The 13,296-nt window shown below is 73.9% G+C and carries 13 protein-coding genes; 6 read left to right on the forward strand and 7 right to left on the reverse strand.

All coding sequences use genetic code 11. The features are described from left to right. Positions 1-13 precede the first annotated feature (13 nt). Together ACH443_RS14930 and ACH443_RS14935 are read left to right on the forward strand one after the other, a co-directional pair. Positions 14-658, forward strand: coding sequence for a vancomycin high temperature exclusion protein (locus ACH443_RS14930; protein WP_430557155.1), 645 nt, complete (start codon positions 14-16; stop codon positions 656-658). Between the two features lie 41 nt (positions 659-699). Continuing rightward, complete coding sequence (locus tag ACH443_RS14935) at positions 700-1,452, forward strand: enoyl-CoA hydratase (protein WP_430590753.1); 753 nt, start codon at positions 700-702, stop codon at positions 1,450-1,452. 7 nt (positions 1,453-1,459) lie between these two features. Here the strand turns inward: ACH443_RS14935 and ACH443_RS14940 are convergent, their stop codons facing one another. From ACH443_RS14940 to ACH443_RS14950, 3 genes are all read right to left on the reverse strand, one after another. Then, positions 1,460-3,082 (reverse strand): succinic semialdehyde dehydrogenase, encoded by a 1,623-nt coding sequence (locus ACH443_RS14940; protein ID WP_430590754.1) that lies wholly within the window; start codon positions 3,080-3,082, stop codon positions 1,460-1,462. Positions 3,083-3,183: 101 nt separating this feature from the next. Then, a complete protein-coding gene (locus ACH443_RS14945) occupies positions 3,184-3,627 on the reverse strand; it encodes a GNAT family acetyltransferase (RefSeq protein WP_430557152.1) in 444 nt (147 codons plus the stop codon). Beyond that, positions 3,624-4,748 (reverse strand): GuaB3 family IMP dehydrogenase-related protein, encoded by a 1,125-nt coding sequence (locus tag ACH443_RS14950; RefSeq protein ID WP_430557151.1) that lies wholly within the window; start codon positions 4,746-4,748, stop codon positions 3,624-3,626. Before ACH443_RS14950 ends, ACH443_RS14945 begins: the two co-directional genes overlap by 4 nt. 53 nt (positions 4,749-4,801) lie before the next feature. Here ACH443_RS14950 and ACH443_RS14955 point away from each other — a divergent pair, with 53 nt between their 5' ends. Further along, complete coding sequence (locus tag ACH443_RS14955; RefSeq protein WP_430590755.1) at positions 4,802-5,584, forward strand: exonuclease domain-containing protein; 783 nt, start codon at positions 4,802-4,804, stop codon at positions 5,582-5,584. Positions 5,585-5,609: 25 nt separating this feature from the next. Here the strand turns inward: ACH443_RS14955 and ACH443_RS14960 are convergent, their stop codons facing one another. Continuing rightward, entirely contained in the window at positions 5,610-6,248 is a 639-nt protein-coding gene (locus ACH443_RS14960; RefSeq protein ID WP_430590756.1) for a Rid family hydrolase, read from the reverse strand. A 241-nt stretch (positions 6,249-6,489) separates the two neighbouring features. Between ACH443_RS14960 and ACH443_RS14965 the strand changes: the two genes are divergently transcribed. Beyond that, positions 6,490-8,127: a flavin monoamine oxidase family protein gene (locus ACH443_RS14965; protein WP_430590757.1), complete on the forward strand. Its 1,638-nt coding sequence runs from the start codon at positions 6,490-6,492 to the stop codon at positions 8,125-8,127. A gap of 71 nt (positions 8,128-8,198) precedes the next feature. Here ACH443_RS14965 and guaB read toward each other — a convergent pair whose 3' ends face one another. Together guaB and ACH443_RS14975 are read right to left on the reverse strand one after the other, a co-directional pair. Then, positions 8,199-9,716 (reverse strand): IMP dehydrogenase, encoded by a 1,518-nt coding sequence (guaB, locus tag ACH443_RS14970; RefSeq protein ID WP_429764677.1) that lies wholly within the window; start codon positions 9,714-9,716, stop codon positions 8,199-8,201. Positions 9,717-9,814: 98 nt separating this feature from the next. Beyond that, on the reverse strand, positions 9,815-10,930 hold the full coding sequence (locus ACH443_RS14975; protein ID WP_430590758.1) for a MerR family transcriptional regulator: 1,116 nt from the start codon (positions 10,928-10,930) through the stop codon (positions 9,815-9,817). A gap of 203 nt (positions 10,931-11,133) precedes the next feature. Between ACH443_RS14975 and ACH443_RS14980 the strand changes: the two genes are divergently transcribed. Next, positions 11,134-11,424, forward strand: a complete 291-nt coding sequence (locus ACH443_RS14980) for a WhiB family transcriptional regulator (RefSeq protein ID WP_429764681.1) — start codon at positions 11,134-11,136, stop codon at positions 11,422-11,424. 55 nt (positions 11,425-11,479) lie between these two features. Here the strand turns inward: ACH443_RS14980 and groES are convergent, their stop codons facing one another. Further along, positions 11,480-11,776: a co-chaperone GroES gene (groES, locus tag ACH443_RS14985; protein ID WP_079572552.1), complete on the reverse strand. Its 297-nt coding sequence runs from the start codon at positions 11,774-11,776 to the stop codon at positions 11,480-11,482. Positions 11,777-11,987: 211 nt separating this feature from the next. On the opposite strand from groES, the gene ACH443_RS14990 reads away from it, so the two are divergent. Then, the gene (locus tag ACH443_RS14990; protein WP_430590759.1) at positions 11,988-13,223 is read left to right on the forward strand and encodes an SAM-dependent methyltransferase; all 1,236 of its coding nucleotides are present in this window, start codon (positions 11,988-11,990) and stop codon (positions 13,221-13,223) included. The last annotated feature ends 73 nt before the right edge of the window (positions 13,224-13,296 follow it).

Here is a 13,296-nt window from a genome sequence, read left to right on the forward strand (position 1 = left end):
TAGGTTGCGGGGCGTGACCCCGACGCCGGCCGCCGCACCGACCCCCGTCCGCTCCCGGCGCCGTCGTGCGCTGCGGGTCTCCTCCGCGACCGCGGGGGCGCTCGCCCTGGCCGTCGTGGTGCCGGTCGCGTGGGTGCAGCTGACCGGGCAGGCCCGGGTCCGGCCGTCCGTCGAGTCCGTCGAGCCGGTCGACGCGATCCTCGTGCTCGGGGCGGGCATCCGGCCCGACGGGACACCGTCGCCCTACCTGCGCCGCCGCCTCGACGCGGCGGCCGAGCTCTACCACGCCGGCGTCGCCGACCGGGTGGTGCTCAGCGGCGACGGGCAGCCGCGCCCGGACGGCACCCCCTACGACGAGCCCGCCTCCATGCGCGAGTGGATCCTCGGCCGCGGCGTGCCGGACGAGGCGCTGACGCTGGACCGCGACGGCCTCGACACCACGGCGTCCTGCCGCCGCACCGCCGAGCTGGGAGCCCGCACGGCCGTCGTCGTCACGCAGGACTACCACCTGCGCCGCGCGCTGTTCAGCTGCTCCCGCGCGGGCCTGGACGCGCAGGGCGTGGGTGTCTCGGCGGCGAGCGCGACGCCCCGGAAGTGGGTGTGGTGGCACGTGCGCGAGATCCCGGCGTCGTGGCGGGCGGCGGTCCGGGAGCTCTGACGGGGCACCGGGCAGGCGCAGGGGGCCGCTATCGTCTCGGCATGACCGACGACGTCCTCACCAGCGCCGCCGAGGGCGTCGCCACCGTGACCCTCGACCGGCCCGCGAAGAAGAACGCGCTCACCACCGCGATGTACGCCGCGCTGGCCGACGCCCTCGACGCGGCGGAGGCCGACGCGGACGTCCGGGCGGTCGTGCTGCAGGGCGACGAGACCGTGTTCTGCGCGGGCAACGACATCCGCGACTTCCTGGACCGCCCGCAGGCCGGCACCGACGACCCGGCGTTCCGATTCCTGCGCACGATCGCGCGGTTCCCGAAGCCGGTCGTCGCGGGGGTGTGCGGCCCGGCCGTCGGCGTGGGCGCGACCATGCTGCTGCACTGCGACCTCGTGTACGCCGGCGAGGGCGCGACGCTCCACTTCCCGTTCGTCGACCTGGGCCTGGTCCCCGAGGCCGGGTCCAGCCTGCTGCTGCCGCAGGTCGTCGGGCACCAGCGTGCCGCGGCCGCCCTCCTGCTCGGGGAGCCGTTCAGCGCCGCCGCGGCGGCCGACGCCGGCCTGGTCAACCGGGTGCTGCCGGACGCCGAGGTGCTCGGCCACGCCCGCGCGCAGGCCGCCCGGCTGGCCGCGAAGCCGGTCACCGCGCTCGTCGAGACCAAGCGCCTCCTGCGCTCCGGCACCCAGGCCGCCCTCCTCGACCGGATCGAGGACGAGGGGGCGATCTTCACCCGGCTGCTGGGCGAGGCCGCCGCGCAGGCCGCCCTGGGCTCCTTCCTGTCCCGCCCAGGGCGCTGAGGCGGGCCTACGGCAGGCGCAGCCGCCGCATCGCGCCGAGCGCGACGGACAGCACGCGGCTCGGCGTCTCCCCACCGAGCGTGTACAGCGTGTCGAGGGACAGGCCGAACCGGGCGCCGCGCTGGACGGCGACGGTCTGCACCTCGGTGACGGCCTCGATGCCCTCGCGCCCGTGCCGGCGGCCCTGACCGGAGGCCTTGAAGCCGCCCATCGGCGCGGCCGCGGAACCCCAGGCCGAGGCGTACCCGTCGTTGATCACGACGGTGCCGGACTGCACGCGCGCCGCGAGGCGCCGGGCGCGGGCGACGTCGGTGGACCAGATGCTCGCGTTGAGGCCGAACTCGGTGTCGTTCATGACGCGCACCGCCTCGTCGTCCGACGCCACGCGGGTCACGGCGACGACCGGGCCGAACGTCTCCTCGCGGGCGCACAGGGCGTCCTCGGGGACGTCGTCCAGCACCGTCGGGGCGTAGAAGTACGGGCCGATGTCGGAGCGGTGCACCCCGCCGACGAGCGCGCGGGCGCCCTTGGCGAGCGCGTCGTCGACGTGGCGCGTGACCCGCTCGAGCTGCGCGGCGGAGACCAGCGAGCCCACGTCCGCGGTGTAGTCGAGCCCGGTGCCCAGCGTGAGGTCGCGCACCGCGACGGCGAACCGCTCGAGGAACGCGTCCGCGATCCGCTCGTGCAGCACCAGGCGCTCGATCGACATGCACAGCTGGCCGGCGTTCGCGAAGCAGGCCCGCACGACGCCCGGCACCGCCGAGTCGAGGTCGGCGTCGGCCGCGACGTACAGCGGGTTCTTGCCGCCCAGCTCGAGCGTCGTGCCGATGAGCCGCTCGCCCGCCCGCGCCGCGACCTTGCGGCCCGTCGCCGTCGAGCCGGTGAACGCGATGTGGTCCACGTGGTCCACGAGCGTCGCGCCGACGTCCCCGCCGCCGGCGACGACGAGGAACAGGTCGTCGGGCAGCCCCGCTTCCTGCAGGAGCTCCGCCACCCACAGGGACGACAGGGTGGTCTGCGGGTCCGGCTTGAGCACCACCGCGTTCCCCGCGAGCAGCGCCGGGATCGCCTCCGACAGGACCAGGGACAGCGGGTAGTTCCACGGCGCGATCGCGCCGACCACGCCGACCGGAAGGCGGTGCACGCGCACGCCCGTGAGCACGGGCAGCATGCCCGGCACGCGGCGCTCGCCCAGGTACCCGGGGCCGCGCACGGCGTAGTGCCGGCACGCCATCGCGACGTCGGCGACCTCCTCGAACGCGCTGCGCCGGGCCTTCCCCGACTCCATCTGGATCAGGTCGAGGATCTCCGACTGCCGCTCCAGCACCAGCGCGCCGAGGCGGTCCAGCACGGCCGTGCGCTCCCGCAGCGACGTGCGCGCCCACCCGGGCTGCGCGGCGCGGGCGCGGCCCGCGGCCGACGCGACGTCGTCGGGCGACGACAGCGGGAACGCCGCCAGCGGGGCACCCGTGAAGGGAAGGACCGAACGGTGCGTCCCGACCGTGTGGGACGTGACGATGCGCCGCGTCAGCGGCTCCACGACGTCGGGCTCCAGGACATAGGTGGCGGCGGGCAGCTCGGGGTCGAGAAGTTCCCCGAGAGCGCCTTCGCCCTCGTGCGCGGTGGACATGGCCGACACCCTAGCCGGGTCCGGCGACACCGCGGCAACCGTCGTGCCCGGACGGCCGGGCGTTCGCTCTCAGCGCGACCGGGAACCCTCCCCGAGGGGCGTCACAGGTCACGGCCCAGCACGACGCACTCGGAGTCGGTGTACCCCAGACCGTCGTAGAACCCGAGCACCCGCTCGTTCCCGTGCCGCACCATGAGGCGCACCTTGTGCACGCCCGCGCGGCGGAGCCAGCCCTCGGCGGCGACCACCGTCGCGCGGCCGAGGCCGCTCCCCTGCCGCTGCGGGTCGACGGCCACGTAGTACAGCCAGCCGCGGTGCCCGTCGTACCCGGCCAGCGCGGAGGACACGACGCGGTCGCCGGCCACCCCGATCACGACCGTCGACGTCGGGGTGCGCCGCGCGTCGGCGACGTCGCGGCGCGGGTCGTTCCACGGCCGGGTCAGCCCGCAGGCCTCCCACAGCGCGACGACCTGCTCGACGTCGTCGTCCGTGACCTCCCGGAACGCGACGTCGAGCGCGTCGCGGGTCGTGGAGCCGGCGGTCACCGGGGCTGGTACGGCGAGACGACGACCTCGACCCGCTGGAACTCCTTGAGGTCGGAGTACCCGGTCGTGGCCATGGCGCGGCGCAGCGCGCCGACGAGGTTGAGGGTGCCGTCGGCGGAGCCGCTCGGCCCGAACAGCACCTGCTCGAGCGTGCCGGCCGTCCCGACCTCGACGCGCTCGCCCCGGGGCAGCGCCGGGTGGTGGGCCTCGGGCCCCCAGTGCCAGCCCTTGCCCGGCGCCTCCTCGGCGCGGGCGAGCGCGGCGCCCAGCATGACGGCGTCGGCGCCGCAGGCGACGGCCTTGACGATGTCGCCGGAGCGGCCCACGCCGCCGTCGGCGATCACGTGCACGTACCGGCCGCCGGACTCGTCGAGGTAGTCGCGGCGGGCCGCGGCCACGTCGGAGACGGCCGTGGCCATCGGCGCGTGGATGCCGAGGCCCACGCGCGTGGTGTGCGCGGCGCCGCCGCCGAAGCCGACGAGCACGCCCGCCGCGCCGGTGCGCATGAGGTGCAGCGCGGCGGTGTAGGTGGACGCGCCGCCGACGACGACCGGGACGTCGAGCTCGTAGATGAACCGCTTGAGGTTGAGCGGCTCGGCGTTGCCGGAGACGTGCTCGGCCGAGACCGTGGTGCCGCGGATGACGAACAGGTCCACGCCCGCGTCGACCACGGTCTGGTAGTGCTCCTGCGTGCGCTGCGGGGACAGCGCGCCCGCGACGGTGACGCCCGCGGCGCGGACCTCCTTGAGGCGCTGCGTGATGAGCTCGGCCTTGATCGGCTCGGCGTAGATCTCCTGCATGCGCCGCGTCGCGCGGTCGGCGGGCAGGTCGCGGATCTCGGCCAGCAGCGTCTCGGGCGACTCGTACCGCGTCCACAGGCCCTCGAGGTCGAGGACGCCGAGGCCGCCGTGGTTCCCCAGCGCCACCGCGGTGGCCGGGCTCATCACGGAGTCCATCGGCGCCGACATGATCGGCAGGTCGAAGTGGTAGGCGTCGATCTGCCACTCCACGGACACGTCCTTCGGGTCGCGCGTGCGCCGCGAGGGCACGATCGCGATGTCGTCGAAGGAGTATGCGCGGCGGCCGCGCTTTCCGCGCCCGATCTCGATCTCGTTGCTCACCCGGACAGCCTACCGGCGCGTGCTGTCGGTGGCCGGTGGCACAGTCCGGGGGCATGACGACGTACGCGGAGCTCGACGCACCGCAGGCTGCCCCCGACCCGGGCTGGTCGCGCGGGCCCCTGCTCGGCTTCGACACGGAGACCACGGGGCTCGACGTCGAGGCCGACCGCATCGTGACCGCCGCGCTCGTGCTGCGGGGGCCGGACGGCTCCCGGTCGGTGCGCACCTGGCTGCTCGACCCGGGCATCGAGATCCCTGCCGAGGCCGCCGCCATCCACGGCATCACCACCGCCGAGGCGCGCGCCCACGGCCAGGACGCCGTCGGGGCGCTCGAGGAGATCGCCGCGATCCTCGTCCATCACGTGCGCGACGGCGTCCCCCTGGTCGCCTACAACGCCTCGTTCGACCTCTCCCTGCTCGACGTCGAGCTGGCCCGCCACGGCCTGCCGACCGTGCCCGAGCGGCTCGGCCGAACTGTCGCCCCGGTGCTGGACCCCCTCGTCCTCGACCGGTGGCTGGACCGCGCCCGCGAGGGCAAGCGGCGCCTCGGCGACCTGTGCGCCCTGTACGGGATCGAGGGCGACGGCGAGCTCCACCGGGCGGACGTCGACGTCCTCGCCACGCTCGACGTCCTCGACGCCCAGCTCGTGGCCCACCCGCGCCTGCGGGGCGCCGCGCTCGACGCGCTGCACGCCGCCCAGGCCGGCGCCCACCGCGCCTGGGCGGAGCGCGTCAACGCGGAGCGCGCCGCGACCCCGGGCGGACGGCCGCCCACGTCGCCGGCCTGGCCGGCGCTCACGGGCCTCCCGCACGCGCTCGGCCCCGGCGGTTCCTGACCGGCCGCGCGTCGGCGGGGCCGGCCTACCGGTCGTAGACGGCGTCGACCTCCACCTCGACCAGCCAGCCGTCCACCGGCAGGTTCTCGATCTCCAGCGCGAACCGGGAGGGCCGTGCCGCGTTGACGACCATGGGCTCGCCGGAGGCCGACCCGAGCTGGACGTCGAGCGTCTCTCCGGTGGCGAGGTTCGTGTTGGCGAAGAACTGCCGGTACGCCCGGTTCCAGCCGGCGAAGTCCATGGCCTCCTCGCCGTCCGGGTTCTGCAGGAAGACACGCATGGAGACGACGTCGTCGTAGGACAGGCCCGCGCGCTCGAGGTTCTCCCCGATCCGCATCAGCGCGTTGATCCCCTGCGCCTCGGTGAGCGTCACACCCTCGGGCAGCTCGCCGCCGGGGAAGACGTCGGTCGGGACGTAGCGCTCCTCGGCGGACACGCCCGGGGCGCGGTTCAGGGCGGACGGCCCCAGCCCCGACGACTTGTACCAGGCCACGTTCTTGCCGAGCGCCACGCCGTCGGCGATGGACGGGGTGTCACCGGTGACGAAGGAGTGCGCCTCGGTCGGCCGCGGCTCGAAGAGCCGGCCTCCCGCGACGGCGGTGGCGGGCACGGCGACGGCGGTCGTGACGACGACGGCGAGGGCGACCTTGGTGGTGTTCTTCATGGGGGGAACGTAGGGGCGCACCGTTTCCGCCGGATGACCGGCGCAGGTCGAACGCGAGTCGCTGACCTGCGGCGACGTCGTCGAAACGCAGCCGTTACCCCAGGCGACGACGCCGTAACCCCGCCGACCCCGGGCCGTGACGCGGCTCTCCTACCGTCGGCCGCGGTGCTGACGGCGGCGCCCGGCATCCAGGGCCGCCGCGACCGTCCGTCAGACCTTTCGACACGAGAGGTAGTGCCACATGGTCACTGACACGATCACCGACGGGGCCACCGACGGACGCCGGTCCGGCGTCTCCCGCCGCGGCTTCCTCCAGGCCGTCGGCGTCGGCTCCAGCGCCGGCGTCATGTTCGCCACGATGGGGGCGATGGGGCTCGCCCCGTCCGCGGCCGCCCAGCCCACGGCCGCGGCCTGGACGCCGCCCCGGGGCAGCGACTTCTCGCTCACCGGCCGCTCGGCGAAGAAGGTGGTGGTCGTCGGCGCCGGCCCGGCCGGGCTCGCCTCGGCGTACGAGCTGCAGAAGGCCGGCTACCGCGTCACGGTGCTCGAGGCGCGCCACCGGCCGGGCGGCCGCACCCTGACGATCCGCGGCGGGGACTCCGAGACGGACGTCGACGGCGTCACGCAGACGGCGCGCTTCGACGACGGCGTCTACATGAACGCCGGCGCCGGCCGCATCGCGCAGTGGATGGTCACCATGGACTACCTGCGCGAGCTCGGCGTGCCGTACGAGGTGTTCACCAACGCGAACGCCGACGCCTACCTCTACAACGAGAAGACCGGGGCCACCCCGGGCCACCCCGTGCGTTACCGCACCGCCAAGGCCGACGTCTTCGGCTACACCTCGGAGCTGCTGAGCTATGCCACCGACCAGGGCGCCCTGGACCAGCGGCTCACCGCCGAGGACAAGGAGAACCTGCGCTCCTTCCTGCGCAGCTGGGGCTCGCTGAAGGCCGACGGCACGTACGCGGGCGGCGACAACCGCGGGTTCACGACCTATCCCTCCGCATGGAACGAGCACGGCACGCCGCTGCCCGGCCCCGGCACGGTCTCGGAGGTGCTCGCCTCGAAGGTGGGGCAGTACTTCCCGTTCGAGATCAACTGGGAGCAGTCGATGCTCATGTTCCAGCCGAAGGGCGGCATGGACACGACCTACCAGTACTTCGTGCGGGCGATCGGCAAGCAGAACGTGCACTTCGGCTCCCCCGTCACCGGCGTGGAGAACACGAGCGACGGCGTGCGGGTCACCTACACGCCCGGCCACGGCCGCCCCCGGCAGATCGAGGCCGACTTCGCGATCGTCGCCGCGCCGGCCGGCGTCATGCGCCGCTGGGACACGAACTGGGGAACCGGGATCGACGCCGCGCTGGGCGAGTTCGCCACCGGCTCGCCCGCGGGCAAGATCGGCCTGCAGTACCGCTCGCGGTGGTGGGAGGACGACCACCGCATCTTCGGCGGCATCACCGAGACGGACATGGACCTGGCGCACGTCTGGTACCCGTCGTACGGGTACGGGGAGCGCAAGGGGCTCGTCGTGGGCTACTACAACACCGGGGCCAACGCCCGCACCTACGCGGACCTCACGCCCCGGCAGCGCGAGCGACGCGCCGTCGAGCAGGGCGTGAAGATCCACGGCGAGAAGTACCGCAGCGAGCTGGAGTCGTCGTTCTCCATCGCCTGGCACAAGGTGCCGTACATCGAGGGCGCGTGGGCCTACCCGAACACGGAGTCGTCGGGCTTCAAGCAGCTGCAGCAGGGCGCGGGCCGCGTCTACTTCGCGGGCGACTGGATGTCCGAGGTCTCCGCCTGGCAGCACGGCGCGTTCTGGTCCGCCCGGTACGCCGTCCAGGCCCTGCACGCCCGGGTGATGGCGAGCTGACGGCGGGACGACAGAGGCCCGGCACCCCCGCGGGGGTGCCGGGCCTCGTCGCGGCCGTCGTGCGGGTCGGCTCAGAACCCGGCGTAGTTCGGCGCCTCGACCGTCATCTGCACGTCGTGCGGGTGGCTCTCCTTGAGCGAGGCGGACGTGATGCGCACGAACCGGCCCTTGGCCTGCAGCTCGGGGATGGTGGTGGCCCCGACGTAGAACATCGACTGGTGCAGCCCGCCGACGAGCTGGTGCGCGACCGTGTTCAGCGTGCCCTTGTAGGGCACCTGCCCCTCGATGCCCTCCGGCACGATCATGTCGTCGCTGGTGACCTCTGCCTGGAAGTAGCGGTCCTTCGAGTAGGACTTCTTGCCGCGCGACGACATCGCACCCATCGACCCCATGCCGCGGTACGCCTTGTACTGCTTGCCGTTGACGAGGATCGTCTCGCCCGGCGCCTCCTCGGTGCCGGCCAGCATCGAGCCGAGCATGACCGCCTCCGCGCCGGCCACGATCGCCTTGCCGATCTCGCCCGAGTGGCGCATGCCGCCGTCGGCGATGACGGGGATCCCGGCCGCGCGTGCGGCCAGCGACGCCTCGTACACGGCCGTGATCTGCGGGACCCCGACGCCGGTGACGATGCGGGTGGTGCAGATCGAGCCCGGGCCCACGCCCACCTTGATGCCGTCGGCGCCCGCGTCGACGAAGGACTGCGCGCCCTCCTTCGTCGCGACGTTGCCGCCGATCACCTGCACGTGGCGGGTCGCGGGGTCCGTCTTGAGCTTGCGGACCATGTCGACGAGCATCCGGACGTTGCCGTGCGCGGTGTCCGCGACGAGCACGTCCACGCCGGCGTCGACCAGCGTCGTCGCGCGCTCCCAGGCGTCGCCGAAGTAGCCGATCGCCGCGCCGACGAGCAGGCGGCCCTGGCCGTCCTTCGACGCGTTCGGGAACTGCTCGGACTTCACGAAGTCCTTGACGGTGATGAGGCCCGCGAGGCGGCCCTCGTCGTCGACCAGCGGCAGGCGCTCCAGCTTGTGCTTGCGCAGCAGCAGCGTGGCGTCCTCGCGCGAGATGCCGGCCTGCCCGGTGATGAGCGGGGCGGGCGTCATGACCTCGGAGACCTTGGTCGTGGCCCACTCGGCGACCGGGGTGAAGCGCAGGTCGCGGTTGGTGACGATGCCGGTGAGGTGGCCGCCCGCGTCGACCACGGGGAAGCCGGAGATGCGGTACTCCCCCGCCCGCTTGTCGAGCTCCTCGAGGGTGGCGTCCGGCCCGATCGTCACCGGGTTGGAGATGATGCCGGTCTGCGTCCGCTTGACCAGGTCCACCTGGTACGCCTGGTCCTCGATCGACAGGTTGCGGTGCAGCACGCCGATGCCGCCCTGGCGGGCCATCGCGATCGCCATGCGCGACTCGGTGACGGTGTCCATCGCGGCCGAGACGAGCGGCACGCGCAGGGAGATCTCGCGGGTGAGGCGCGAGGTGGTGTCGATGTCCGACGGGGCGAGGTCGGAGTACCCCGGCAGCAGCAGGACGTCGTCGTAGGTGAGGCCGAGGAATCCGAACGGGTCGTGCGCGGGCGAGGTCGAGTCCGTCATGACAGGAGTCTACGTTCTGGGCGGACGCCTTATTCCGGCCCGCCCGCCCTCCAACGCCCGGTCGTGGCGGACCTCACGTCACGGGATCACGTCACGGGTCACGTCACCACGGCGAGCGCCTCGTGCAGCATCGCGGTGAACGACCGCACCCGCTGCACGGTCGGCGCCAGCGGGAGCTCGCTCGCGGCGTCGTCCCGCCGCAGGCTGACGATGACCGGCAGCTCGGCGAAGCCTTCGTGCACCGCGTGGATGAGGTCCAGGTCCGGACGCCGCTGCGCCGTCGCGAGGACGAGCGCCGCCGGCCGCACCATGGTCACCAGCTCGAGCGAGCGGTGGGTGCTGGCGGGGCCGGTGACGATCCGCGCGGTCGCGCCCTTGGCGGTCAGCGCGGCGGCGAGGGCGTGCGCGGACAGCGGCACCACCTCGTCGGGGGCGGCGAAGATGAGCACGATATTGCGCATGCGGCTCGGGTGGTTGGCCGGCGGGGCCCCGCCGGCGACCATGGCCCGCTCGAACGCCTCCGTGAACTCGCGCAGCGCGCGCAGGGCCGCGGTCGCGAGCACCACCTCGGGGACGGCGCCTGGGCCGGCGAGCACCGTCCGCTGGGCCACACGCTGCCAGGCCGGTTCGGCGATCTCGGTCCACCAGACGGCGGGGTCGCCCTGGGCCGGGATGGCGAGCAGGTCGTCGCACCCGGCCTGGTCGTACGCGAGGGCGGCGTCCACCACGGCCGACACCCGGCCGGAAGCGCTCCCACCGGGCACGTGTCCGGGAGCCGACGAGGCACCTTCCCCGCCCCCGGGCAGGGCACGGAGGTGGGCTCGCCCGCGCGGCGCCTCGCCGTCGGCGGCGGGCGCGGGTCGCGCCGGGTCGGGCTCCGCGTCGTCGCCGGCGTCCGGTTCGCCGCCCGCGGCCTCCTCGGTCGCCTCCTCGAGCTCCTCGACGCCCGCCTCGAGCGCGGCCTTCGCGGCGTCGACCGGCGCGACGCCCTCGAGCGTGAGCCGGCGCATGACGAGCAGGCGCGCCACGTCCTCGGGCGTGTAGCGACGGTGCGATCCCGCGGTGCGGGCGGACGGGCCGAGTCCGTAGCGACGGTCCCACGTGCGCAGGGTCGCCGGAGCGACTCCGAGGCGCCTGGCGACCGCCGCGACGGCGAGGCCCGCGCTCGACGCGCGAGACCCGCCCCCGTGAGGAGCGGGTCGGGATGAGGTCATGGCGTCGATTCTGCCGAGAGGACCGGAGGGTCGCCACTGCTCCCCCGGGCGCGCCGCCGTAATGGTCGACGTCGCAGGTCAAAGCCGTTCAGAAGCCCGGCGAACCCCTTCAGCCCCGGCCATGAAGTTGAACACTGAATCATCGAATCCGGTCACGAAATCGGACCTTGAACAACTTCTGCACAACTTGTAGGTTGTTCGCCATGACGGAGATCTCGAGGCTTCCCGGTCCGGTGATGGAGCTGTGGGAGTGGCAGTACCAGGGCTCCTGCCGTGACGCGGACGACACGTTGTTCTTCCACCCCGAGGGCGAGCGCGGCTCCACGCGCCGGCGTCGGGCCGAGGCGGCCAAGGCGATCTGCCGCGCGTGCCCCGTGATGATGCAGTGCCGGGAGCAGTCGCTCCGGGTCCGGGAGCCCTACGGGGTCTGGGGCGGCCTCAGCGAGGACGAGCGCTCCGCGATCCTCGCCGGCGGCGCCCGCAAGACCGGCTGACAGCACGAAGGCCCCGCACCGACGACGGTGCGAGGCCTTCTGCGTGCTGGTGTCGTCAGGCGACGACGACCGCGAGGATGTCGCGGGCGGAGAGGACGAGGTAGTCCTCACCGGCGTACTTGACCTCGGTGCCGCCGTACTTGCTGTAGATGACCTTGTCACCGACCTTGACGTCGACCGGGACGCGGTTGCCCTTGTCGTCGAAGCGACCCTCGCCCACGGCCAGGACCTCGCCCTCCTGGGGCTTCTCCTTGGCGGTGTCCGGGATGACCAGGCCGGAAGCGGTCGTGGTCTCGGCCTCGATGGCCTTGACGACGATCCGGTCCTCGAGCGGCTTGATGGGGACCGACACGTCGGACCTCCTTGATTCGCGATGCGTGGATGGACTAGCTGATTGACCAGGTCGCGTCCGAGGGCTGGCCGTCGTCGCGGGTGCCGGTACAGCCTTGCGGTCGCTGACGACAAATCTAGGCAGGCGTTAGCACTCTGACAAGTCGAGTGCCAGAGGTTGGCGGGTCGTTCGCCCAGGGCGTCACCACCCGCACGCCTGAGACGATGGCCCGATGGACGCCGCCTCCGTGAGCAAGCTGCTGAGCCCGGACGGGTGGGCGCTGCTCAACTCGCTCCCCCCGTACGACGAGAAGCAGGCCATGGCCCTGGCCACCCGGCTTCGGGCTGACGGGGTCGACGCCGACCTCGCGGCGGCCGCCCTCACCCAGTCGCGGCTGCGGGCCAAGGCACGCGCCAAGCTCGGCGACTTCGCCGAGGGGATGCTCTTCACGCCCGACGGCGTGGAGCAGGCCACCCGCCTCGTGGTCGCCGCGCTGCACGCCCGCCGGTACCTCGCCGCCGGCGTCACCAAGGTCGCGGACCTCACGAGCGGGATCGGCGCGGACGCGCTCGCGTTCGCGGGGGTCGGGCTGCGCGTCCTGGCGACCGACGTCGACGAGATCACGGCAGCCCTGGCCACCGTCAACCTGCGCCACTTCCCCGAGGCCGAGGTGCGGCACGCCGACGGGCTCGCGCTCGACCTCGCCGCCGAGGGGGTCGACGGCGTCTACGCGGACCCGGCGCGACGCACCCGCGGCGGGCGGCGCGTCTTCGACCCGACCGCGTACGCTCCCCCGCTCGACGCCGTGTGGGACCTGCGCACCCAGGTCCCCGCGCTCGGCATCAAGGTCGGGCCGGGCATCCCGCACCAGGGTCTCCCCGACGACGCGGAGACGCAGTGGGTCTCCGTGGACGGCGACGTCGTCGAGGCGGGGCTCTGGTTCGGGCCGCTCGCCCCCGCGGGGCCCGGCCGGTCCGCGCTCGTGCTCGCGACGTCGGGCGGGGTGACGACGTCGCGCACCCTGCGCACGGACCTGCACGACGACCCGGGCGGCGCCGACCTCGTGCCCGACGTCGGTCCCGTCGGCGCCTACCTGTACGAGCCGGACGGCGCGGTCATCCGCGCCGGGCTCGTGGCGCACGCCGCGGCCGAGCTGGGCGGGCGCCTGCTGGACCGCACCATCGCCTATGTCACGACCGACCAGCCCGCCGGGCCCCCGGCCGAGGGAGCGGCACCGCTGGCCACCGGCTACCGCGTGCTCGACGTCATGCCGTTCAACCTCAAGCGGCTCAAGGCCTACCTGCGCGAGCGCGGCGTCGGGCGGCTCACCATCAAGAAGCGCGGCACCGCCGTCACGCCCGAACAGCTGCGCGCCCAGCTCTCGCCGAAGGGCGACGCCGAGGCGACCCTCGTGCTCACGCGGGTCGGCGGCGCGCAGCACGTGCTCGTCGTCGAGCCGCTGCGCTGATCCCGCGCCGGGCGCGCGCGAGGAGGCGTCCCGCCGCGACCCGGCCGGACCGGCGCGCGGCCTGCCGTCCCCC

Source organism: Isoptericola sp. NPDC019571, from assembly GCF_044389385.1.
In the GTDB taxonomy this organism is placed as follows: Bacteria; Actinomycetota; Actinomycetes; order Actinomycetales; family Cellulomonadaceae; genus Isoptericola; species Isoptericola nanjingensis.

Excerpts from the sequence above, each read along its gene's own strand:
- ACH443_RS14935 (WP_430590753.1), top strand. The coding sequence starts at position 700 with ATGACCGACGACGTCCTCACCAGCGCCGCCGAGGGCGTCGCCACCGTG.
- ACH443_RS14940 (WP_430590754.1), bottom strand. The coding sequence starts at position 3,082 with ATGTCCACCGCGCACGAGGGCGAAGGCGCTCTCGGGGAACTTCTCGAC.
- ACH443_RS14955 (WP_430590755.1), top strand. The coding sequence starts at position 4,802 with ATGACGACGTACGCGGAGCTCGACGCACCGCAGGCTGCCCCCGACCCG.
- ACH443_RS14975 (WP_430590758.1), bottom strand. The coding sequence starts at position 10,930 with ATGACCTCATCCCGACCCGCTCCTCACGGGGGCGGGTCTCGCGCGTCG.
- ACH443_RS14990 (WP_430590759.1), top strand. The coding sequence starts at position 11,988 with ATGGACGCCGCCTCCGTGAGCAAGCTGCTGAGCCCGGACGGGTGGGCG.
- ACH443_RS14980 (WP_429764681.1), top strand. The coding sequence starts at position 11,134 with ATGACGGAGATCTCGAGGCTTCCCGGTCCGGTGATGGAGCTGTGGGAG.
- guaB (WP_429764677.1), bottom strand. The coding sequence starts at position 9,716 with ATGACGGACTCGACCTCGCCCGCGCACGACCCGTTCGGATTCCTCGGC.
- ACH443_RS14960 (WP_430590756.1), bottom strand. The coding sequence starts at position 6,248 with ATGAAGAACACCACCAAGGTCGCCCTCGCCGTCGTCGTCACGACCGCC.
- ACH443_RS14965 (WP_430590757.1), top strand. The coding sequence starts at position 6,490 with ATGGTCACTGACACGATCACCGACGGGGCCACCGACGGACGCCGGTCC.